The organism is Sphingomonas bacterium, assembly GCF_903642285.1.
Taxonomy (GTDB): Bacteria; Pseudomonadota; Alphaproteobacteria; order Sphingomonadales; family Sphingomonadaceae; genus Sphingomonas.
This window is the reverse complement of record NZ_CAHJWJ010000005.1, coordinates 22875-44868: the sequence shown is the minus strand read 5'-3', so window position 1 is coordinate 44868 and position 21994 is coordinate 22875. Positions and strand designations below refer to the sequence as shown.

General features: G+C 66.6%; 17 protein-coding genes. 2 read left to right on the top strand and 15 right to left on the bottom strand.

All coding sequences use genetic code 11. The features are described from left to right. Positions 1–347: 347 nt before the first annotated feature. Complete coding sequence (locus HUU99_RS03920; RefSeq protein WP_254602907.1) at positions 348–2156, top strand: DUF885 domain-containing protein; 1809 nt, start codon at positions 348–350, stop codon at positions 2154–2156. On the opposite strand, the gene HUU99_RS03915 is transcribed toward HUU99_RS03920, so the two are convergent. From HUU99_RS03915 to HUU99_RS03880, 8 genes are all read right to left on the bottom strand, one after another. Then, positions 2142–3440, bottom strand: coding sequence for an MFS transporter (locus HUU99_RS03915; RefSeq protein ID WP_174285278.1), 1299 nt, complete (start codon positions 3438–3440; stop codon positions 2142–2144). The two genes, HUU99_RS03920 and HUU99_RS03915, sit on opposite strands and share 15 nt — an antisense overlap. Continuing rightward, on the bottom strand, positions 3437–5890 hold the full coding sequence (locus tag HUU99_RS03910) for a zinc-dependent metalloprotease (protein WP_174285277.1): 2454 nt from the start codon (positions 5888–5890) through the stop codon (positions 3437–3439). The genes HUU99_RS03915 and HUU99_RS03910 overlap by 4 nt, the downstream gene beginning before the upstream one ends. A gap of 223 nt (positions 5891–6113) precedes the next feature. Beyond that, a complete protein-coding gene (locus tag HUU99_RS03905) occupies positions 6114–7511 on the bottom strand; it encodes an ABC1 kinase family protein (protein ID WP_174285276.1) in 1398 nt (465 codons plus the stop codon). A 4-nt stretch (positions 7512–7515) separates the two neighbouring features. Beyond that, positions 7516–8010 (bottom strand): DUF427 domain-containing protein, encoded by a 495-nt coding sequence (locus HUU99_RS03900; protein ID WP_174285275.1) that lies wholly within the window; start codon positions 8008–8010, stop codon positions 7516–7518. Further along, a complete protein-coding gene (locus tag HUU99_RS03895; protein WP_174285274.1) occupies positions 8007–8366 on the bottom strand; it encodes a thiol-disulfide oxidoreductase DCC family protein in 360 nt (119 codons plus the stop codon). Before HUU99_RS03895 ends, HUU99_RS03900 begins: the two co-directional genes overlap by 4 nt. A 138-nt stretch (positions 8367–8504) precedes the next feature. Further along, on the bottom strand, positions 8505–9287 hold the full coding sequence (locus tag HUU99_RS03890) for an SDR family NAD(P)-dependent oxidoreductase (RefSeq protein ID WP_174285273.1): 783 nt from the start codon (positions 9285–9287) through the stop codon (positions 8505–8507). 29 nt (positions 9288–9316) lie between these two features. Continuing rightward, positions 9317–10498: a zinc-dependent alcohol dehydrogenase gene (locus tag HUU99_RS03885; protein WP_174285272.1), complete on the bottom strand. Its 1182-nt coding sequence runs from the start codon at positions 10496–10498 to the stop codon at positions 9317–9319. Continuing rightward, positions 10498–11079: an SRPBCC family protein gene (locus tag HUU99_RS03880; RefSeq protein WP_174285271.1), complete on the bottom strand. Its 582-nt coding sequence runs from the start codon at positions 11077–11079 to the stop codon at positions 10498–10500. Before HUU99_RS03880 ends, HUU99_RS03885 begins: the two co-directional genes overlap by 1 nt. Positions 11080–11267: 188 nt before the next feature. Here HUU99_RS03880 and HUU99_RS03875 point away from each other — a divergent pair, with 188 nt between their 5' ends. Beyond that, positions 11268–11603: a hypothetical protein gene (locus HUU99_RS03875; RefSeq protein ID WP_174285270.1), complete on the top strand. Its 336-nt coding sequence runs from the start codon at positions 11268–11270 to the stop codon at positions 11601–11603. A 56-nt stretch (positions 11604–11659) separates the two neighbouring features. On the opposite strand, the gene paoC is transcribed toward HUU99_RS03875, so the two are convergent. The 7 genes from paoC to HUU99_RS03840 form a co-directional block, all read right to left on the bottom strand. Beyond that, positions 11660–13879 (bottom strand): aldehyde oxidoreductase molybdenum-binding subunit PaoC, encoded by a 2220-nt coding sequence (paoC, locus tag HUU99_RS03870; protein ID WP_174285269.1) that lies wholly within the window; start codon positions 13877–13879, stop codon positions 11660–11662. Between the two features lie 4 nt (positions 13880–13883). Next, the gene (locus HUU99_RS03865; protein WP_174285268.1) at positions 13884–14831 is read right to left on the bottom strand and encodes an FAD binding domain-containing protein; all 948 of its coding nucleotides are present in this window, start codon (positions 14829–14831) and stop codon (positions 13884–13886) included. Further along, positions 14828–15460: an aldehyde dehydrogenase iron-sulfur subunit PaoA gene (gene paoA, locus HUU99_RS03860; RefSeq protein WP_174285267.1), complete on the bottom strand. Its 633-nt coding sequence runs from the start codon at positions 15458–15460 to the stop codon at positions 14828–14830. The genes HUU99_RS03865 and paoA overlap by 4 nt, the downstream gene beginning before the upstream one ends. A gap of 261 nt (positions 15461–15721) precedes the next feature. Continuing rightward, positions 15722–16024: a hypothetical protein gene (locus tag HUU99_RS03855; protein WP_174285266.1), complete on the bottom strand. Its 303-nt coding sequence runs from the start codon at positions 16022–16024 to the stop codon at positions 15722–15724. 68 nt (positions 16025–16092) lie between these two features. Continuing rightward, entirely contained in the window at positions 16093–17661 is a 1569-nt protein-coding gene (locus HUU99_RS03850; RefSeq protein WP_174285265.1) for an efflux transporter outer membrane subunit, read from the bottom strand. Then, positions 17661–20840, bottom strand: coding sequence for an efflux RND transporter permease subunit (locus HUU99_RS03845; protein WP_174285264.1), 3180 nt, complete (start codon positions 20838–20840; stop codon positions 17661–17663). Before HUU99_RS03845 ends, HUU99_RS03850 begins: the two co-directional genes overlap by 1 nt. 6 nt (positions 20841–20846) lie before the next feature. After that, positions 20847–21881: an efflux RND transporter periplasmic adaptor subunit gene (locus tag HUU99_RS03840; RefSeq protein WP_254602906.1), complete on the bottom strand. Its 1035-nt coding sequence runs from the start codon at positions 21879–21881 to the stop codon at positions 20847–20849. Positions 21882–21994 lie beyond the last annotated feature (113 nt).

Below are 21994 nucleotides of genomic sequence, written 5' to 3'. Positions count from 1 at the left end.
CTCGATTCGCTCAAGAAAGGGGTTCAAGAAGGGCCTCCGGTCCGAAAAGAGATGCCGTTACTGCAAGGTAGCCGCAAGTGGCAGCGGCTTCGACCCCGAGACCGCTGATCGGTACCCGCCACCATCGCAACTGCGGCCTACAGGGTGTCGAGGACGATGTTGAACCCGCGATGGACAACCGCGGTCGCACTTGGCGAGCACGGCGCACTGCGTGCAGAATGCTCGAACCAGCGGAGCGCACGGGGGAGGGGGTCGACGGGCAGCAGCTAGCGCCCGCCTGACCGCTCGCCATCGTTCGATTTGACCGGTGCGGCGTCATCCGCCACCAATGGTCGATGGATTTTTGGATGCTGACCCGCCGCGATACCTTGAAGGGGATCGTTACCGCGACCGCGCTCGTCGGCGCGCCCCTCCGCGCCGGGATACCGTCGTCGCCGGCTGCGGCGCTGCTCGATCGGCTCGCCTGGCAATTGCTGGAACTGGAACCGACCGAGGCGACGCGGCTCGGCGTGGATACGGGACCCCGTGCCGCGCTGCGAAGCCGGCTTGCCGATCGTTCGGATGCCGGCGTGGCGGCGCGCCGACGGTTTCTGTCGACCGCCCTGACGGAACTGGCGCGGGTGCCGCGCGGCGGGCTCGATCCGTCCACGCTGACTTCGCTCGCCGTCACCGAGACCGCGTTTCGTACCGCGCTCGACGGCATGGCGTTGCCATATGGCGTCGCCACCATCGGGAACTGGCGCAATACACCTTATGGCGTCGTGCAGAATGTCGGGGCGTGGCTCGACGTCGCACAGTTGCTCGACGGCGAACAGCCGGTCCATGATGCGGCCGATGCCGAGGCCTATCTCGCACGCCTGTCGGCGATGGGCGCGCAGCTGGATGGCGAGACGGCGCGGGTCCGGCGTGCGCGGGCGCTGGGGCTCGTGCCGCCGGCTTTCCTGCTGGACAAGACCATCGCCGGGATGACTCGGACGCTGGCCGAGGCCGCGCGCAGCGACGGACCGCTGATCGGTCCGCTGGCGCGCAAGACCCGGGCGATCCCCGGTGACTGGGTCGCGCGCGCCGAACGTATCGTTCGCGAAGTCGTAATCCCGGCGCTGGAACGCCAGCTGGTGGAAATCCGCGCGCAGCGGGCGGTGGCGAACGACGTCGCCGGTCTGGGATCGCGACCCCATGGTGCCGAATGGTATGCATGGGGCTTGCGCGCCAGCACGACGACGCGGCGGACGCCGGCCGATCTGCACGCGATGGGGATCGCCCAGCTCGTCGATCTGCAAGCGCGGATGGACGTTGTCCTCAAGGGCTTCGGGCTGACTGAAGGCACGGTCGCGGAGCGTGCGATCGCGCTGCAGCGCCGGCCCGACATCGGGTTCGCGAACGACGACGAAGGGCGGCGGCAGATCGTCGCCTATATGCAGGCCAAGATCGCCGCGATCCGCCCGCGCCTGCCGCATGCCTTTCGCCGATTGGTGAAGGGCAATCTCGAAATCAGGCGCCTCCCGCTTGCCGAGGAGCCCGGTGCCCCCGCCGCTTATGGCGGCCCCGGATCGCTCGACGGGTCGGTGCCCGGCAAGATCTGGGTGAACCTCGGCGATCCGTCGATCCACAACAAGGTCACGATTCCGGACCTGGTCTTCCACGAAGGGATCCCGGGACATGTCTGGCAAGGCGAATATGCGCAGCAGCTGCCGCTGATCCGCTCGATCTTGGCATTCAACGCCTATTCGGAAGGCTGGGCGCTCTATGCCGAGGAGCTGGCCGACGAACTGGGCATGTATGCCGACGACCCCGCCGGGAAGCTCGGCTATCTGATGGGGCTGTCGTGGCGTGCGGTTCGGCTGGTGGTCGATACCGGCATCCATGCGATGGGCTGGTCGCGCGAGCGGGCCTTGACCGAATTCGTCGCCGCGACCGGGCTTCCCCGCACCAATGCCGCGAGCGAGGTCGACCGGTACTGCGCATGGCCGGGGCAGGCGTGCGGCTACAAGGTCGGACAGACGGAGATCGTCGCGCAGCGCGACCGGGCGAAGGCGGCGCTGGCCGCGCGGTTCGACTTGCGGGATTTCAACCAGGCGGTGGTCGAGGGGGGCAACGTACCGCTCGACGTTCTCGCCGCCAATGTCACCCGCTACATCCAGTCAAGCCGCGCCTGAGGCTTTTGCGGCATCCGCCCGCCGCGGTGCCGTCTCGCGGATCGCGATCATCGCGCCGATACCGGCTGCCAGCGCCGCGATCATGTAGAATGCCGGCGTCAGCGGGTTGCCGGTCGCGCGGATCGACCATGCCAGGACGAACTGCGTCGATCCGCCGAACACCGATATCGCGAACGCGTAGATCAGCGCGAAGCCACCCGCCCGCTGTCGCTGCGGCAATGCCTCCGCGACCGCGACCAGGATGGTGCCGGTCGACAGGTCGAGCATGCAGGCGAGGATCGTACTGACCGCATAGAGCATCCCCGGCGTCGGATAATGCACGATCGCCCGGAATGCGGGCAGCACGACCAGCAGAAGCAGGACCGCCGGCACGATCATCACCGGTCGCCGGCCATAGCGATCGGACAGCCAACCGCTCAGCGGATCGCACAGCACGCCGCCCAGGCCGACGAGCATCGTGGAGGCGAAGGCCGAGGTCTGCGCGATGCCGAGCGTCGTCCTGGCGTAAGTGCCTAGATAGATCAGCACGTAATTGGCGATGGTGGCGGCGGCCAGCATCGTGAGACCGAGCGCCACGATCCGCCGCGTCGCCGGACTGGTCGTGGCGGTGGGGACGTCGTTCAGTTCCAGCGTCTCGGTTATCGTCCGGCGGATGGCGAGCCCGAACGGCACGATCGCCACGCCGACCAGCAGCGCGACGCGCCAGCCCCAGCGGTCGAGCGCATCGGCATCCAGCCGGCTCGACAATGCCATGCCGATGCCACCGGCGGCCAGCACCGCGCCGTCCGCGCTCATCGCCTGGAACGACACGTACAGGCCGTGGCGATGTGCGGGTGCGCTTTCGAGCAGAAGCGCGGTGCTCGGTCCGACCTCGCCGCCGAGCGCGAAGCCCTGCAACAGGCGGAAGACGATCGCCAGCAGCGGGGCCGCGGCACCGATCGTCGAATAGCCGGGCGTCAGCGCGAGACCGCCGACCGATATTCCGATCAGCGCGAACGATACCAGCATCGCCGGCTTGCGCCCGATCCGGTCCGCCCATCGCCCGATGACGAGCGCACCGAGCGGACGAGTGACGAAACCGACGCCGAAGGTCGCGAGCGAGGCGAGGAGGCTGACCCCCGGCACGTCCGACGGGAAGAACGTCCGCCCGATCTGCGCGGCGAAGATCGCGTAGACGACGAAATCGTAGAACTCGAGCGCGTTGCCCGACGCGATCGCCACGATCTGCCGCTGCGACAGCAACCGCTTGCGCGGTCCCGATCGGGCAGCATCTCCAATGCTCACTCCAGGTCGCCCATCCAGTCCGCCTCTCCGCCGATCGGGTCGCCCGGGGGAATCTCCGCGGTCCGCGGCCGGTCCGCCAGCAACCGCTCGCGCGCGAGCGGATCGAGCAACTGGCGCGAGAGGCTCGACGCCCAGGCACGGCCGTCCGGATCCTGCACATGCTTTGCCAGCGTTTCGGCGATCGAACGGACCTGGGCATCGAGCAACGCGGCAGTGTCGGGATCGGTATCGGCGCGCCGCGCCGTCTGCGCCATGATCACGATCGTCCGGTAGGCGATCCGCCGGGACAGCGCGTCTCCGGTCGTGGCGACGGCCGCCGCGGTCAGCCGGTCGAGCATTTCCTGCGCGCCAAGCGCCCTGGCGTCCGCGGCATGCTGGATCGCGAGCCGCTGCAGCCGCTTGGGCGCGAGCAGCGTGTTGATCGCGAGTTCGACCGCGACGTCGGCGGCGACCAGCGGATCGAATACCGGGCCGCCCGCAGACCGGAAGAGTTCGATATCGAATTGCCGGTTTGTGCTGCCGTTGCGCGCCGACGACAATAGCGGCAGCAGGGCATTCGGCACGGCAAGTGCCTGCGGTGTGATCGTCGCCAGCACGGCGGTCAAGGCGGCGCGCTGACGCTCGGGCGACACGGGCGGCGATACCGCGTTCGGACTACCCGCGACCGCGTAAGCGAAGTCGACGCCACCGATCGATTTGGCCGCGGCGGCGAGCTGGTAACGATGCAGCAGCCAGATCGGCACGAACCGCCGGCGCAGGTCTGCCGCGGGTTCGCCGGGGGCGAGCATCGCCGGGCCGAACCGATCGATCGCGGCACGCCGCACGCGCATCAGCCGGTCGAGTTCGGCGATCGGGTCCGCACCGTCATCCCACAACGCGCCCCATGGCTGTGCGGTGTCCGGAGCCCGCGCATTGTCGTCCTCGACAAAGCGCATACCCTTTGCGACCACGTCGGCGGCCTTCGCGCTGGCTGCGGCGTCGTTCGGCGCGCCGTACAGCCAGTCGACCGTCGCCATGTCCCACACACCGACGCCGACGCCGTAGGCATCCGACAGATCGGGCTTGCCGTCCTTCAGCCCGATCCGCGGGGCAGGGTAGTCCATCACCGATGCGCGGTCCTGCGTACTGGCCGCGAAGTTATGCGCGAAGCCGAGCGCATGGCCGACCTCGTGCGCGCCGAGTTGCCGCAGCCGGGCGAGCGCGACCCGGACGGGATCGTTCGAGCCGCCCGTGCCGATCGCGCTTGCGCCGACCAGCCCTTCGAAGATCTGGATATCCTGGCGCGCGCGAAGCGAGCCGAGGACGACCATGCCCTTGACGATCTCGCCGGTACGCGGATCCACGATCTCCTGTCCGTACGACCAGCCGCGGGTCGCACGGTCGACCCAGTTCACGATATTGTACCGCACATCCAGCGGATCGGCACCTTCGGGCAAAGGCTTGACCTGGAAAGCGTCTACCAGCCCCGCCGCGTCGAACGCCTTGGACCACCAGCCGATGCCTTCGATGAGCGCGGTACGGACCGGTTCCGGCGCGTTGCGATCGACATAGAAGATGATCGGCTTCCTGACCGTCGAGCGCGCCGCGGTGGGATCGGTCCGTTCGAGCCGGAAGCGGTTGGCGATGTCGCGGACGACGTCATCGCCGAGCGGCGCGCCGAATTCCACCCTCTGGGTCGCGAAGCCGCCGATCCGCTGATCGAACGCGCGTGGCACGAAGCCGGGCGCGGGCAGGCGGACGAAGCTGTGGTGGACGGTGAAGCTGACCGCGCGCGGGTCGGGTGCGATATTCTCGACCTCCGCGCCGGGCTTCGCCGAGGCGAAGGTCTGGACCGCGTCGATCTCCAGATTGTCGGGGAAGAGCCTGACCGATCCCGGATCGGCGGCGCTGCGTTTGTCGTCCAGCGTGAAGCCGCTGCCGGCCCCCTGTGCACGGTCGCCGGTGCCCATCGCATCGCCTTCCTGGCTCAGCGAACGGGCGATGCCGAGCGTGTCCGCGGTCAGGAACCCGGCGATGTCGACGACCATGCTGCCGTCGGGAAGCGTGGCCGCCACATCGCCCATCCAGGCGACGGACGTCGCGAAGTCGCTGCTTGCCCCGCCGATCGCGCGAAAGCGAGGGTTCTCGAACTGGATCGCGATTCGCTTGCCCAGCCGACGAAAGGCGATGATCTGCGTCGGGCCGACCCGCCCCCGATCGAGAAAGGTCGGCGCGGCACCAAGGCCTGTCCGAAGTGCGGTCGCGTAGAGCAGCCGCAGCGAAACCCCGTCGGCGGCCGCGGGCGGCAGGGTGACGAGGATACGACCGCCCGTTCGGTCGACATGGACCGGCACGACCCCTTCGAGCGCGGTGCTGTTGGCGTAGATCGGTGCGCCGGTTTCCACGGACGGCGCGGCCGTCGCAACCGCAGGAAGCGCAATCGCGCCGACGCATAGCAGAAAGCGCAGCATTCGTTCCCCCGGTGCCCTTCGCGGACGGTCGAGGATCATCCAAACGCCGTTGCGACGCAAGCGTCGGCGGGCGACACAGTTAGTATCCATCGTCGTTATCGTCGATGCATCACGCACCCCGATCTTGGCCAGAGGCTCCGTAATCTCGTCCCCAATAGCGTGTGGGATGGACCGACAACAAAATGGATCAGGATGGGCTTGCGACGGTTGGCAAATACCTGCGCTAACGCGCCGCCGGCGCGCCCGCCGTTCCGATCGCGCTGTCCGGAACATCGGCGCCTTGCAGTTGTCGCTCCACCAGCGCCCGAACATCCACCCGCGCTTTGAGCCGGGCCGCGAGCAGCGCGGTGCCGCTGATCTTGCGTTGGACGAACAGGATGTCGATCGGCGGCACATGCCATGTCGCCTGATCGCCCGCCATTTCCATACCCTGATCGCGCAGGACGCCGACAAAGGCGCGGTCGCCGAAGTCGAACGGGCCGGGGCGGTTCAGTTCGCCGAGCACGATGCCGATCATCGTGTCGACCCGCTCCCGGTGTCGCACGACCGCTTGTTCGCCGAGGAAACCGGCGGCGACCGCCGCGGCGCGGACCGCATCCGGATCGCCGGCCAGTGCCGCACGCAATAAGCGTTCATACCCGCCCGACGTCGCCGCGCCGACCGGCCGCGCCGCACCGAAATCGAGCAGCACCAGGCGTCCGGTGTCGGGCTGGTAACGGTAATTCGCGAAATTGGGATCGGTCTGCATGACGCCGAATTCGAACAATTCGCGCAAAACGAGCGCGATCAGCGCGCGGACCGCCTCGTCCCGCACCGCTTGCGACGATTCGACCAGCGACTCGATCGGGCGACCTTCGACGAAGCTCATCGCCAGTACGCGCTCGGTCGTGAACTCCGGATCGAGCGTCGGCACCACATAATCCGGTGCCGCGGCAAGTAACCGACCGAACAGGGCCAGCTGTTCGCCTTCACGGACATAGTCGGCCTCTTCCGCAAGCTGCCGCTTCGCCTCGGCAAGCAAAGGCGCGATGTCGAGCGCGCGGGGCAGCAGGCCCGAAACGCGGAGCAACGTCGCGACATTGTCGACATCGGCACCGATGCTTTCGCGCACGCCCGGATATTGGACCTTGATCGCCAGCACGCGGCCGTCCCGCGTCGTCGCCCGGTGGACCTGGCCGATCGATGCCGCCGCGATCGGCGTGGCATCGAACCGCGCGAACCGCGTCCGCCAGTCCTTGCCCCATTGCTCGGCAAGGACCTGCTGGAGCTGCGCGGGCGGCATGTGGTGGGCCCGGTCGCGCAGCCGTGCCATGATCTCCGTCAGTTCGGGCGGCAGCACGTCGCCGGCGTCCATCGAGATCATCTGCCCGAGCTTCATCGCGGCACCACGAAGATGCGACAGGCGATCGGCGACCCGTCCGACATTGCCCGGCGTCAGCACCAGATCGCGCATCCGCGGCCGTTCGCCATCGGCCAGGCGGCGTGCGCCCTCCGCCAGCATTCCACCGGCGACGCCGCTCGCCAGCCGTCCGAACTGCCCGAGCCGCGACAGCCGCCCGCTCGGCACCGCGCGACCCTCCTTGCCGTTGCGAGCGTCCTCGTCGTTCCGATCGTCGGTCATTGCGCTACCATCCCATGCTGCCGGGCACGCCCTTGAATGGCCCGGCGAGATCGGCGGTGATCCAGCCCCCGTAAAACCCGCCCGGCTGCGGCACGACCGTCTCGCCGTCCACCGTACACCGGTCGAACGGGCCGGCGTAGAAGGCGACGTGGTCGCGCAGCGCGGCGAATGCGCGGGTCGGGTCGGGATAGCTCCAGCCGATCCGGGGCAGCGTGACGCCGTCGACGACCACGTCCCAATAGACCGCATGGCCCTTATATTCGCAGAAGGATCCCCCGCCTGCCGGGCGAAGGACGCCCGGGATTATGTCGTAGGGCGGAATGTAATAGGTCGGCGGATGACTGGTCTCCAGCGTCCGGATGCTCTCGCGCGTATCGGCGACAAACACGCCGCAATGCTCGATCGCGACACGCGCGTCGGTCGGTTCGGCGCGCGGCGGCCTTGGATAGGACCAGACGCTTTCCCGTCCGGGGTCGACCGGATCCGGTCGCGGTCTCATGTCGCTACTCGCCGGGCGATACGCTGCAGGAACGGCCGAATCGTAAGAAACCGTGCATAGAGCCATTCCAGCGAGGCAAGGACCGACGCGTTGCGCGCGGCAAGACCGATCGGACGGAGCAGCGGGATCGCACGCCACATCGCGGCGAACGCCGCCGCGCCATCGAGCATCACCCCGTCCTCGCACACGTGGAACCGTGCCAGTAGCTCGGTGCGGTCGATCGGGCAGGCCGATCCGTCGCCCGTCGACGCATCGACGAACCGAATCGCGCCGCGCCGGTCGAACCGGCGCATCAATGCGATCTCGCGTCGGCACAAGGGGCACGCGCCATCGTGCCAGACGGTCAGGTCGGTCATCCACCGGACATGGGGAATGGAAGACGGTTTCGCACCGGAGCCGGCGGCACGAATGGCGATTGCGTTAACCGGCGGCAACTTTGCCGGAATGGTCCGCAAAGCGTATCGGCGAACAAACGGCGTAGCGTCGACCGTCGATCAGTCGTCGCCCTTGGGTTCCGCCATCTTGCGATGCTGTTCCGCCAGTACCGAAGCGGGCATGACGTTGGCCAGCACGCCCTGCACCTTGGTCGACCAGCCCGAGAAGATGCTTGCCTTGCCCGCCATCAGCGCGTCCCAGCCGTCCTGCGCGACCAGTGCGGGGTCGCGCTTGGACTCGGACTGGCCGACTTCGGTATCCAGCATGTCGCCACGTTCGAAGAATTCGGTATCGACCGGGCCGGGCTTCAGCGTCGTCAGCGTGACGCCGTCCGAATCCTTGATCTCGTTGCGCAGCGCATCGGTAAAGAAATCGACGAACGATTTGGTCGCATTGTAGACCGCCTGGTACGATCCCGGGATGTAGCCCGCGATCGATCCGGTCACCAGAACCTTGCCGTCGTTGCGCGCGACCATCGGCGTCAGCACCTTCTGCAGCAGGTACAGCGTGCCGGTGATGTTGGTGTCGACGACCTTTCGCCAATCCGCGACATCCTGTTCGAGGAAGGCGTGGCCAAGTCCGCGACCGGCATTGGCTGCCAGCAGATCGACCTGGCGTCCGTTCGTCGCCGCCAGCAGCGCGTCTACCCCTTCGATCGTCGACAGGTCGGCCTCGACCGACTGCACTTGCGTCCCGAACTGTTCGAAGTCCTTCGCCGCCGCTTCGATCAGCGGTTCGTCGGCCACGACGAGGATATCGTATCCGTCCTTCGCGGCGATCGTCGCCAGTTCGAAGCCGATGCCGGTCGATGCGCCCGTGACGATCGCGAATTTGTTGGCCATGGTTCTTGTCCTGTCCGAGAGGGTGTGGATCAGCCGTTCAGGCCGGGCTTCAATACGACTTTCGTCACGACATTCTGGTCGTCGTGGAACATCTTGTAGCCCTTGGGCGCGTCCTCTAGGTCCATGCGGTGCGAGATCAGGAAGGTCGTGTCGATCTTCTCCTCCAGGATCGCGTTCAGCAGCGCGGGCATGTAATGCTGGACATGCGTCTGACCGGTCTTGAGCGTCAGGCCCTTTTCCATAAACGCGCCGAGCGGCCATTTGTCGACGAAGCCGCCATAGACGGCCGGCATCGAGACGCGCCCGCCTTTGCGGCAGGCGAGGATCGCCTGGCGATTGGCATGCGCCCGATCGGTGCCGAGAAACGTCGATTTCTTGATCTGGTCGAGCACATTGTCGACGAAGAAGCCATGCGCTTCCAGTCCGACGGAATCGATGACCGCATCGGGGCCGATCCCGCCGGTCATCAGCATCAGTGCCTCGTACACCGCGCTTTCCTCGAAGTTGATCGTCTCCGCGCCGAACGTCTTCGCCAATTCCAGCCGGTGCGGAAAATGGTCGATCGCGATGACGCGCTCGGCCCCCATCAGGAAGGCCGACTGCACGGCAAACAACCCGACCGGGCCACATCCCCAGACCGCGACGGTGTCGCCGGGTTCGATATCGGCGTTCTCCGCCGCCTGCCAGCCGGTCGGAAGTATGTCCGACAGGAACAGCACCTTCTCGTCGTCGATACCGTCCGGGATGACGATCGGTCCGACGTCGCTGAACGGGACGCGGACATATTCCGCCTGGCCGCCGGCATAGCCGCCGGTCATGTGGCTGTAGCCGAACAGCCCCGACATCGGCTGGCCGTACAGTTCCTGCGCGATATCCTGATTGTCGGCGGGCAGGCCGTTGTCGCACGCCGAATATTGGTGCTTGCCGCAATGGTAGCAACTGCCGCACGCGATGGTGAACGGCACGACGACGCGCTGGCCCTTCTTCAGCGTCGATTTGGCACCGGTTTCGACGACTTCGCCCATGAACTCGTGACCCAGCACATCGCCCGCCTGCATCGTCGGAATGTAGCCGTCGTACAGATGAAGGTCGGATCCGCAGATCGCGGTCGCCGTCACCTTGATGATGCAATCGCGCGGGTTCAGGATTTCCGGGTCGTCGACGGTGTCGACGCGGACGTCGTGGCGACCATGCCATGCCAGAGCGCGCATCAGGCTGCTTCCTTTTCGCGTTGCTTGCGGGTGAAGGCCCCGGTCGCGATCTCGCCGGTTTCCATCAGCTGCTTGAACCGGCGCAGGTCGCGGCGGGCCTGGATCGCAGGTTCGCGCTGGAACATCTTGGCGATCACCTTGCCGACGACGCCGCCGGGAGGATCGTAGCGGATCGTCGCCGTGACGACGGTGCCGCGCGCGCCGGCATCCCGGAATTCGACCCGGCCGCCGTTCGCGACATCGGCCCCGGGGTCCGACGTCCAGTCGATGAAACGGTTTTCGGCCTCATCGGTGACCGTCGCATCCCATTCGACCGTCCGCCCCGCCGGGGCCTTCACGACCCAGTGCGAATGCGTGGCATCGCGCACATCGATACGATCGACATTCTTCATAAAGGTCGCGAGATTGGCGAAATCGCGAAAGAATGCAAACACTTCGCCGACCGGCCGATTGATCGTTACCGCCGCCGCGGTCATCGCCGAGCCTTCTCCTGCGGGACCATCGGCGGCCGCAATGGCGTCGCCCTTTTTCCATGTCGTCACGGGCGCGTCGTCGATATGGTCTGCTATGTCGTTCGACATAAACTGTCCTTCGATGAATTATGAATAGTCGTGGCCTGTCCCCGCACCACGCGCAGACCGGGTTTCGACTGAAGTTAAAGACATGAAAAGCTTGGTAGATATGTAAGCGGTCAACCATGAATGACCGACATTGTTCCGCTCCTTGCGCCACGAAATCGACTGCGATCGTGCTTGCTCCGCACGACGCTTTGGTCGAAACGGCCTATGCTGGGAATCAGCAGCCACTTAAGGGGATGCATATGCAAAAATCGTTCATTTTCGTCGCGGGCGTTTGCTTGCTGTCGCTCACCGCATGCGACCACAAGACCGCCGGGGCGGATAACGTGATCTCGTCGGCCGACAATACCGCCGATATGATGCAGGCGAACGCCACCGCGATCCGCGACACCGCGGACAGCGTCGGCGGCAATGCCGAAGTCGCCATGGACAACCGCGCCAACGCGCTGGACAACGGGGCAGACGCCGTACGCGGTGCTGCCGCGAACAAGGCCGACGCACTGGATGCGACGGTCAAGGGCAAGTAATCCCGCTGCATCCATCGCCGGGATGCCTTCGCATCTCCGGCGGTGGTCGTCGTCGGTCAGGCCATCATCGGCAGCCCGGCCATGTGCTTTTCCAGCGTGACCGGATAATCGCGCACCCGCACGCCGGTGGCGTTGTAGACCGCGTTGGCGATCGCCGCACCCACCCCGCACAGGCCGAGTTCACCGACGCCCTTCGCCTTCATCGGCGACGACAGCGGATCGACCTCGTCGAGAAACACGACCTCCTGGTGCGGAATGTCGGCATGCACCGGCACTTCGTAGGTCGCGAGATCGTGATTGACGAAGAAGCCGAAGCGCGTGTCGACCGCGAGCTCTTCCATCAGCGCCGCGCCGACTCCCATCGTCATCGCGCCGATAACCTGGCTGCGCGCGGATTTCGGGTTGAGGATCCGTCCCGCGGCGCACACCGCCAGCATCCGGCGGACGCGCGTTTCACCGGTATAGCCGTTGACCGCCACCTCGACGAAATGCCCGGCAAAGGTCGATTGCTGATAGTCCTTGTCCAGCGTGCCGTATTCGATCCGGTCCTCCGCGACCAGCGGGCCGGTCTTCGCGGCATCCGCCAATTGCGCGCTGCGTCCGCCCGCCCGAACCCGACCGTCGGCAAAAGCCACGTCGGCTGCGTCGAAGCCGAGGCGCTGCGCCACCTGCTCGCGCAGCTTGACGCAGGCAGCGTATACCCCCGACGTCGAGTTGTTCGCGCCCCATTGGCCACCCGACCCCGACGATGCCGGGAAGTCGGAGTCGCCGAGCTTCACGACGACCCTCTCGATCGGCACGCCCATCATCTCGGCGGCGGTCTGCGCGATGATCGTGTAGGTGCCGGTGCCGATATCGGTCATGTCGGTCTCGACGGTAACGATCCCGCCCGAGTCGAGGCGGACCCGCGCGGCGGACTTCGTCAGGATGCTGTTGCGAAAGCCCACAGCGACACCCATCCCGACCAGCCACGTGCCCTCGCGAACCTGCGCTGGCTTCGGGTTACGCTTGCGCCATCCGAACCGGTCCGCACCCAGCTTCAGGCACTCGACCAGCTGGCGCTGCGAGAATTTGCGGGTCGGCTTTTCGGGATCGACCTGCGTGTCGTTCGCGATGCGCAGCGCAACCGGGTCCATCCCGAGCTTCTCGGCCAATTCGTCCATCGCGATCTCAAGCGCCATGAGGCCCGGGGCTTCGCCGGGCGCGCGCATCGCATTCGCTTCGGGCAGGTCCATGACCGCGAGGCGGGTGGCGATCATGCGGTTAGCGCCCGCATACAGTAATTTGGTCTGCGACGTCGCGGTCTCTGGACCGCCGCCGGGCAGGTTGCCGCTCGTGCCTTCATGCGCGATCGCGGTCAGCGTGCCGTCGCGGGTCGCGCCAAGTCGGATGCGCTGGATGGTCGCCGACCGGTGGGTCGCGTTGTTCGCCATCATCGGCCGCGTCATCGCGACCTTGACCGGACGCCCCGCCGCCTTCGCCCCGAGCGCGGCGAGCGCGATGTCGGCCCGGACGAAGAGCTTCCCGCCGAAACCACCACCGATATAGGGCGAATCGATCCGGACGTTTTCGGGCGATAGGCCAAGCGTCTTGGCGAGATCGCCCTTCGCCCAAGCGATCATCTGGTTGGACGTCCACACCGTCAGTCTGTCGCCGTTCCAGGACGCGATACTGGCGAACGGTTCCATCATCGCATGAGTCTCGTCGGGGGTCGTATAGGTCCGGTCGATCGTCACCGGTGCCGCGGCGAAGGCCGTCTCGAAATCCCCGACCCGGTCGATCTTGGGGGCAGCGCTGCCTTCGCCGCTACCGGCACCGTGCAGCGGCGCGGTCGGGGCCAGCGCGGCCAGATCATACCGGCCCTTCGCGCGAACATAATCCACGCGGATCGCGGCGGCGGCGGCGCGCGCCTGCTCGAACGTATCGGCCACGACCAGCGCCACCGCTTGATGGTAATGCGCGATCTCCGAGCCGCCGAACAAATGCGCGGTGTTGGCCCGCCCCAATGGCAGCTTGGGCATGTCGAGCGTCGATACGATCGCCAGTACGCCGGGCATCGCCTTCGCGTGCGCCAGGTCCATGCTCGCGATACTGCCCTTGGCGATAGCGGAACCGAGGATGAAGCCGTACGCCTGGTTGGGTGCGACGTCGTGGCGTTCATAGGCGTAGGGCGCGGTGCCGGTCGTCTTGAACTTGCCGTCGATGCGGTCGTGCGGCTGGCCGACGACCTTCAGCTGATCGATCGGATTGCGGCCGGCGGGGGTGTCGAACTTCATGGGATCAGGCCTTTGCGTCGGCCAAGGCGGCGGCGAGCGTACGCTCGACCAGCGGCACCTTGAATGCATTGTCGTGGGTCGGTCGCGCGCCGGCCAGCAACGGCGCGGCGACGGCGCGCGCGCCCTGCGGCAGATGCGCCTCCGCAGCTTCCATCCGCCAGGGCCTGGGGGCGATCCCGCCGACCGCGACGCGCCCGGTGCCGTCCTTCCGGACGATAGCCGCGACCGAGACGAGCGCGAAGGCGTAGGACGCACGGTCGCGGACCTTGCGATAGACATGGGTGCCCCCGATCGGGCGGGGTAGGGTAACCGCTGTTATCAGTTCGCCCGGCACCAAAGCGGTTTCGATATGCGGCGTGTCGCCCGGCAGCCGGTGGAAATCCGCGATCGGGATCGCGCGCGTACCCCCGGCGGGATCGACGGTTTCGACCACCGCATCCAGCACGCGCATCGCGACCGCCATGTCGCCGGGATAGGTCGCGATGCAGGCATCGCTCGTGCCGATCACCGCCAACTGCCGGCTATACCCGCCGATCGCCGCGCAACCGGAACCGGGCGTCCGCTTGTTGCACGGTTGGTTGGTATCGTAGAAATACGGGCAGCGCGTCCGCTGGAGCAGATTGCCCGCGGTCGTCGCCTTGTTGCGCAATTGCCCGGACGCGCCGGCGACGATCGCCCGCGTCAGGACGCCGTAATCGCGACGGACGCGGTCGTCCGATGCGAGCGCGGTGTTGCGGACCAGTGCGCCGATCCGCAGGCCACCGTCCGGGATCGGTTCGATCCGGTCGAGCTTCAGGTCCTGCACGTCGACCAGATGCGACGGCGTCTCGATCTGCAGCTTCATCAGATCGAGCAGATTGGTCCCGCCCGCGATGAACTTCGTGCCCGGTTGCGCGGCGGCGGTCGCGGCCTCCGCGGGGGTCTTCGCGCGGCTGTACGTAAACGGCTTCATGCGTCGTGCTCCGCCACTTCGGCCATCGCTTCGGCGATGTTCGAATAGGCACCGCATCGGCAGATATTGCCGCTCATCCGTTCGCGCATCTCGATGTTGGTGGCGCGGGGACGATCGGTCAGGCTGGCGCTGACATGGCTCGGGATACCGGCCTTGATCTCCGCGAGCACGGCGACCGCGGAACAGATCTGGCCGGGCGTGCAATAGCCGCACTGATAGCCGTCATGCTTCACGAACGCCGCCTGCATCGGATGCAGCCTGTCGGGGGTGCCGAGCCCCTCGATCGTGGTGACCGTGTCGCCGTCGTGCATGACCGCGAGGGTGAGGCAGGCATTGATCCGCTGCCCATCGACGATCACCGTGCAGGCCCCGCACTGGCCATGGTCGCAGCCCTTCTTGGTGCCGGTCAGCTGAAGATGTTCGCGCAGCGCGTCGAGCAGGGTCGTGCGCGTGTCGAGGTCGAGCGTCCGGTGCTTGCCGTTGACCTCCAGCGCGACCCGCATCGTGGCCGGGGCGTGCTTCGCCGCCGCCTGCGCCTCGACCGTCGGCACCGCGCTCAGCGCGACGGTCGCCGCTCCGCCGGCCAGGATATTGCGGCGGGAAAGTTCGACCTCGCCAAGGATGGACATCGGGTTTCCTTCACTGTGCGACGACGCCGGTCGATCGATGGCGTCGATATCGGCACGGACCGTCCGTTTCGGACGGTCGTTCATTACCGTACATAACTCGCGAACGGAAAAGGATATTCATGCGAAGGCGCGCATGGACCGATATTTATTCGTTTATTCGGGGCTACAGTATATCCCACGGAATATAGCGATCGCCTTCAGTGCGGCATACTCGGCATCTCGGCTCGAACCGCGGAAAGACGGCCGTGAGCGCGCCAAGGATTACCGCAACGCGCGCAGATGCTTTCCGCCGTAGCGTTGCCCGATATAGCTCGTCAGCCGCTGCATGACGCCGGAGGCGCTGTGCGCGGCCTCGGAACAGCAGGGCAGGGGGATCTGACTTTGGCCGGTCGCGCGGCGTTCGACCTTCTGGCAGAGTTCTTCCATGTCGGCGCGGCTGAGGAGGTTCTTCTCCCGCAACAGGCACAACAGGCTTTGCAGGATGATGAGGCTTTCACTGCCCGGATCGCTCTCGGGCTGACTGCCAGCGCGGGGGCCGCTTTGCGGCGGCACGATCGATGCCATCGGACTCTCCTCGTCGTTTTCGACACGCTACGCCGATTCGCGGCGCTGGCAAGCCGTTCCGACAAGGCTCAGTTCAACCCGCCGCCGAGCGCGCGATAAAGCTCGACCAGATTGCCGCCGCGATTGAACCGTGTGGTGACCAGCTGCTGCCGCGCGGCATAGGCGGTCCGCTGCGCATCCAGCGTGGTCAGGAACGAGTCGACCCCGGCGCGGTAGCGGGCGTCGGACAGGTTGGCGGCGATGTTCGCGGCATTGACCCGCGCGGACTGCGCGGCGATCTGCTCGTCGATCGTACCGCGTTGCGCCAATGCGTCGGCGACCTCCCGGAATGCGGTCTGCACGGTCCGTTGATAGGTTGCGACGGCGACCTTTTGCGACGCGCGCGCATAGTCCAGATTGCCCTTGTTGCGTCCGCCGTCGAACAACGGCAGGGTGATCGTCGGCGCGCCGGTATAGGTGCCTGATCCACCGGCGAACAATCCGCCGAGCGCGGTGCTGAGCGTACCGAGCGTGGCGGTCAGCGAGATGGTCGGAAAGAACGCAGCGCGGGCCGCGCCGATATTCGCGTTCTGCGCGATCAATTGATGCTCGGCCTGCAACACGTCGGGTCGCCGCAATAGCACGGTCGAGGATAGATCGGTCGGCAGCACCTCGATCCCGGCGCGCGCATCGCCGAGCGCGTCCGGCAGCATCGATGTCGGCACCGGCGCGCCGACCAGCAGGTCGAGCGCGTTGCGGTCCTGCGCGATCCGCGTCCGAAGCACCGCGATGTCGTTGCGCGCAGCCTGATAGTTCGTCTCCGCCTGGCGCGATTCGAGTTCGGACGCGGTGCCGATGCGGAACTGCGCGCTCGTCAGGTCGAACGTCTGCTTGAAGGTCCCCAGCGTCTGCTGCGACAGCGCGAGCTGGTCCTCGTCCGACGCGACGGTCAGCCATGCTGTCGCGATCTCGGCGATCAGGCTGATGCGGGCGGTTCGCTGCGCCTCCTCGCTTGCGAAATACTGCTCCAGCGCGGCTTTGCCGAGGTTGCGGACCCGGCCGAATAGATCGAGTTCGAACGACGAGAAGCCGACATTCGCGGCGAAATACTTCACATTGGTCGATCCACCGCCGACCGACGTCCCGACCGCATTGGTCCCGGTCGCGCTCGTTCCCGTTGCGCCCGTTCCCGTTGCGCCCGTTCCCGTTGCGGCTGTTCCGGTCGCACCTGTCGTCGTTCCCGCACTGGCCGAGCCGCCCGTCGTCGCGCCCGAGGCACCCAGCGCGTTGTTGGTATAGGTGGCCGATCCCGAAACGGCGGTCGTGGGCACCAGATCGGCGCGCTGGACACGGTATTGCGCGCGCGCCTGCAGGATATTGGCGGCGGCGATCTGCAAGTCGCGGTTGTTGTCAAGGCCGAGCTGGATCACCTGGCGTAACCGGTCGTCGACGAAGAAATCCCGCCAGCCGACCTTCGTGACGTCGCGTGCGTCGGTCGCTGCGGCGGGGTAGACCCCGCCCTGTGGCAGCGCAGGCGGCACCGCGCTTTCCGGCCGGACATAATGCGGTGCGAGGTTGCAGCCGGCGAGCGCGGTACTGGCCGCAAGCATGGCGATGAGCGGGAAACGGGCTGACGACGAAGGGTCTGGCACGGCCATCAGGCTCCCTGCGGCGCGGGGCGTGCGCCATCGGTATCGGGGGTGTCGCGGTGAACCCGCTCCTCGTCGCCGTGGCGACCGAACAGGCGGAGCACGACGACGAAGAACATCGGCACGAAGAAGATCGCCAGGATCGTCGCGGACAACATGCCGCCGACTACCGCGCGTCCGATCGCGTTCTGGCCGCCGGCCCCGGCACCGGTCGAGATCGCGAGCGGGAACACGCCCAGGATGAACGCGAACGACGTCATCAGGATCGGCCGCAACCGGAGCTTGGCCGCCGCGATCGCCGCGTCGAACGCGTTCATGCCGTCGCGCATCCGCTCCTCGGCGAACTCGACGATCAGGATCGCGTTCTTCGCCGACACGCCGATCGTCGTGATGAGGCCCACCTGGAGGTAGATGTCGTCGTTCAGCCCGGTGACCGTCGCCGCCAGCAGCGCGCCGATGATACCAAGCGGCACGACGAGCATGACCGAGATCGGCACCGACCAGCTTTCGTACAGCGCGGCAAGGCACAGGAACACGATCAGCAGCGACAGCCCGTAGAGCGCGGGGGCCTGCCCGCCGGACAGCCGTTCCTCATAGCTGAGACCGGTCCATTCCAGCCGGGTACCCGGCGGCAGCTTGGCGTGCATCGCCTCGATCGCCTTCATCGCCGCGCCGGACGAGACGCCGGGTGCGGGCTGGCCGAGGATCTCCATCGCCGGCAGCCCGTTATAGCGCGTCAGCTGCACCGGTGCCTGTACCCAGGACTGGCCGGAAAAGGCGGTGAACGGTGCCATCGTGCCGGTCGCGCCGCGAACGTAGAAATCGCCGATGCTCTCGGGAGCCTGCCGGTATTGCTCGTCCGCCTGGAGGTACACGCGCTTGACGCGGCCGCGATCGATGAAGTCGTTGATGTACGATCCGCCCCATGCGGTCGAGATCGTGTCGTTGATCGTCGCCAGGTCGAGCCCGAGCGCGCGGGCCTTGTCGTGGTCGATGTTGACCTTCAGCTGCGGCGCGTCGTCGAGCGCATTGGGCCGGACGCCCACCATCGACGTGTCCTGCGACGCCATGCCGAGCAGCATGTTGCGCGCCGCCAGCAGCTTGGCATGACCGATCCCGGCCTCGTCGACCAGCTGCAGATCGAAGCCGGTCGCGTTGCCCAGTTCCTGCACCGCGGGCGGCACCACCGCGAAGATCATCGCGTCCTTGAACTGCGAGAACGGCCCCATTGCGCGCGCCGCGATGGCGGGAGCCTTGTTCGCGCTGCCGCCGCGGTCTTCCCATCCCTGGAGCGGAATGAACGCGATACCGCTGTTCTGGCCCGTCCCGGCGAAGCTGAACCCGTTGACGGTGAAGACGCCCTGGATGTTCTTGCCCTCGGTATTGAGGAAATGATCCTGGATCGCGTCGAGCGCCTTCTCGGTGCGCGCACTGGTCGAGCCGGACGGCCCCTGGACGAGCGCGATCATGATTCCCTGGTCTTCCTCGGGCAGAAAGCCGGTCGGCAGGCGAACGAAGAGGATAGCCATGCCGACGACGATCAGCGCATAGACGACGAGCGAGCGCTTCCAGCTGCGCGCTGTGCCTTTCACCGCGCCCTCGTATTTCACCTGGCCGCGGTCGAACTTTTCGTTGAACCAGCGGAAGAAACGGGCGAGCAGACCATGGCTCTCGGCCTTGTCCGGATCGTGCGGTTTCAGGATCGTCGCGCAGAGTGCCGGCGTCAGGATCAGCGCGACCGACACCGACAGGACCATCGCAGACACGATCGTGATCGAGAACTGGCGATAGATGACCCCCGTCGATCCGCCGAAGAACGCCATCGGCAGGAACACGGCCGACAGGACGAGCGCGATGCCGACGAGCGCGCCGGTGATCTCGTCCATCGATTTGCGCGCCGCGTCCTTGGGGCTCAGATGTTCGGTCTGGATCAGCCGTTCGACATTCTCGACGACCACGATCGCGTCGTCGACCAGCAGACCGATCGCCAGCACCATGCCGAACAGCGTCAGCGTATTGATCGAATAGCCGGCGATCGCGAGCACGCCGAACGTGCCGAGCAGCACCACCGGCACCGCGATCGTCGGAATGAGCGTCGCGCGGAAGTTCTGCAGGAACAGGAACATGACCAGGAAGACGAGGACCACCGCCTCGACCAGCGTCTCGATGACCTGTCTGATCGACAGGCGGACGAACGGCGATGTGTCGTAGGGGAATATGACCTTCACGTCGGGCGGGAACTGCTTGGCGATCTCGTTGACGCGCGCCTTCACCGCGGTGACGGTGTCGAGCGCGTTGGCACCCGGTGCCAGCTTGATACCGATGCCCGACGCGGGCCGGCCGTTCCATTTGGCGGAGAAACCGTAATTTTCCGCGCCGATCTCGACCCGCGCGACGTCGCCCAGCCGGACGATCGACCCGTCGGTATTGGTTTTCAGGCTGATCGCGGCGAACTGCGCCGGCGTCGTCAGGCGCGACTCCACCGATACCGTCGCGTTCAGCATCTGCTCCTTAGGCGCGGGCTGCGCGCCGATCTGGCCAGCGGACACCTGCGCGTTCTGCGCGATCACCGCGGCGCGGATATCCACCATCGTCAGCGCGAAATTGTTGAGCTTCAACGGATCGACCCAGATCCGCATCGCGTATTGCGATCCGAACACCTGCGTATCGCCGACGCCGTTCACGCGGGCGAGCGGGTCCTGCAGCTTGGAGACGATATAGTCCGACAGGTCGTCCGCATTGTGCTTGCCGTTTTCCGAATACAGCCCGACGAACAGCAGGAAATTCTGCGTTGCCTTGGCGACCAGGATGCCCTGTTGCTGGACCTCCTGCGGCAACAGTGGCGTCGCCGCCTGCAGCTTGTTCTGGACCTGCACCTGCGCGATGTCGGGGTCGGTGCCCTGTTCGAACGTCAGCGTGATGGTGACGGTGCCGGCGGACGACGACGAAGACGAGAAGTAGCGAAGGTGGTCGATCCCCTTCATCTGCTGCTCGATGATCTGCGTCGTCGTGTTTTCCAGCGTCTGTGCGTCGGCACCCGGATAGGTCGCGGTGATCGACACCGCAGGCGGCGCGATGGCGGGGAATTGTGCAATCGGCAGCGACCGGATCGCCAGCACGCCCGCCATCATCAGGATGATCGCGATCACCCAGGCGAAGATCGGGCGATCGATGAAATAGCGCGCCATGACGGATTACTGGCCTTGTACCGGAGGCCGTGTCGGGGCCGGCCTGGCGTTCGGGTTCCAGGGGGCGGGCGTGACCGGCATGCCCGGGCGCAACATACCGCCGCCCTCGACGATGACATGGTCGCCCGGCCTCACGCCCGCGGTGACCAGCCAGTTCTCGCCGACCGTTCGCGTCGTCTGGAGCGTACGCGGTTCGACCTTGTTGCCCTTGCCGACGACCATGACGGTCGCGTTCCCGCGCTCGTCGCGGCCGACGGCACGCTGCGGCACCAGCATCGCCTGCGCCTGGGTCCCCTCCACCAGCTGCGCGCGGACATACATGCCGGGCAATAGCAGCCCATCGGGATTGGGGAACAACGCGCGGATGACCTGCGATCCGGTCGTCGGATCGACCGTCACGTCCGCGAAGCGAAGCGCCCCCTCGGGACCGTAGCGCGTGCCGTCCTCCAGCAGCAGCTTCACGCGAGCGTTACCGTCGCGCGCGACTTGCCCGGACAGGATCTGCTGGCGCAGTTTCAGCAAGTCCGAACTCGACTGGGTGATGTCGACATAGATCGGGTCGAGCCGCTGGATCGTAGCGAGCGGATCGGCCTGCGATGCGGTGACCAGCGCACCGGTCGTATAGACCGAACGTCCGATCCGCCCGGTGATCGGCGCGCGGATGGTCGTCCGCGCGAGGTCGATCTGCGCGGTCTTCAGCGCCGCCTGCTGCGCCGCGACGTCCGCCTGCGCCTGCGCGGCGGTGGTCTGCGCATTCTCGTAATCCTGTTTCGAGATCGCGTTGATCTTGACCAGTTCGCCGTAGCGGCGGGACAGCGCCGCGCTCGACGCGATCGCGGCACGTGCCTTCGCCAGCGCGGCGCGGGCGTTGGCGACCTGTGCTTCATAAGGCTGCGAGTCGATCCGGTAGAGCGCCTGCCCCTTGTCGACGACATCGCCTTCGGTAAACAGTCGCGCCTCGACAAGGCCGTTCACCTGCGGACGGACCTGCGACGTCTCGTAGGCGGAGGTGCGGCCCGGAAGCTCATTGGTAAGGGTCACCGATTGTTCATTTACCGTGATATATCCGACACTTGGCGGCGGGGGCGGTGGCGGTGCCGCGGGCTTCCCGCAGGCGGCGAGCGCCAACGCCATCGCAGGGGCGGTGTGACGAA

Coding starts and splice junctions, on each gene's coding strand:
- HUU99_RS03920 (WP_254602907.1), top strand. CDS start 348: ATGCTGACCCGCCGCGATACCTTGAAGGGGATCGTTACCGCGACCGCG.
- HUU99_RS03910 (WP_174285277.1), bottom strand. CDS start 5,890: ATGCTGCGCTTTCTGCTATGCGTCGGCGCGATTGCGCTTCCTGCGGTT.
- HUU99_RS03905 (WP_174285276.1), bottom strand. CDS start 7,511: ATGACCGACGATCGGAACGACGAGGACGCTCGCAACGGCAAGGAGGGT.
- HUU99_RS03900 (WP_174285275.1), bottom strand. CDS start 8,010: ATGAGACCGCGACCGGATCCGGTCGACCCCGGACGGGAAAGCGTCTGG.
- HUU99_RS03895 (WP_174285274.1), bottom strand. CDS start 8,366: ATGACCGACCTGACCGTCTGGCACGATGGCGCGTGCCCCTTGTGCCGA.
- HUU99_RS03890 (WP_174285273.1), bottom strand. CDS start 9,287: ATGGCCAACAAATTCGCGATCGTCACGGGCGCATCGACCGGCATCGGC.
- HUU99_RS03885 (WP_174285272.1), bottom strand. CDS start 10,498: ATGCGCGCTCTGGCATGGCATGGTCGCCACGACGTCCGCGTCGACACC.
- HUU99_RS03880 (WP_174285271.1), bottom strand. CDS start 11,079: ATGTCGAACGACATAGCAGACCATATCGACGACGCGCCCGTGACGACA.
- paoC (WP_174285269.1), bottom strand. CDS start 13,879: ATGAAGTTCGACACCCCCGCCGGCCGCAATCCGATCGATCAGCTGAAG.
- HUU99_RS03865 (WP_174285268.1), bottom strand. CDS start 14,831: ATGAAGCCGTTTACGTACAGCCGCGCGAAGACCCCCGCGGAGGCCGCG.
- paoA (WP_174285267.1), bottom strand. CDS start 15,460: ATGTCCATCCTTGGCGAGGTCGAACTTTCCCGCCGCAATATCCTGGCC.
- HUU99_RS03855 (WP_174285266.1), bottom strand. CDS start 16,024: ATGGCATCGATCGTGCCGCCGCAAAGCGGCCCCCGCGCTGGCAGTCAG.
- HUU99_RS03850 (WP_174285265.1), bottom strand. CDS start 17,661: ATGGCCGTGCCAGACCCTTCGTCGTCAGCCCGTTTCCCGCTCATCGCC.
- HUU99_RS03845 (WP_174285264.1), bottom strand. CDS start 20,840: ATGGCGCGCTATTTCATCGATCGCCCGATCTTCGCCTGGGTGATCGCG.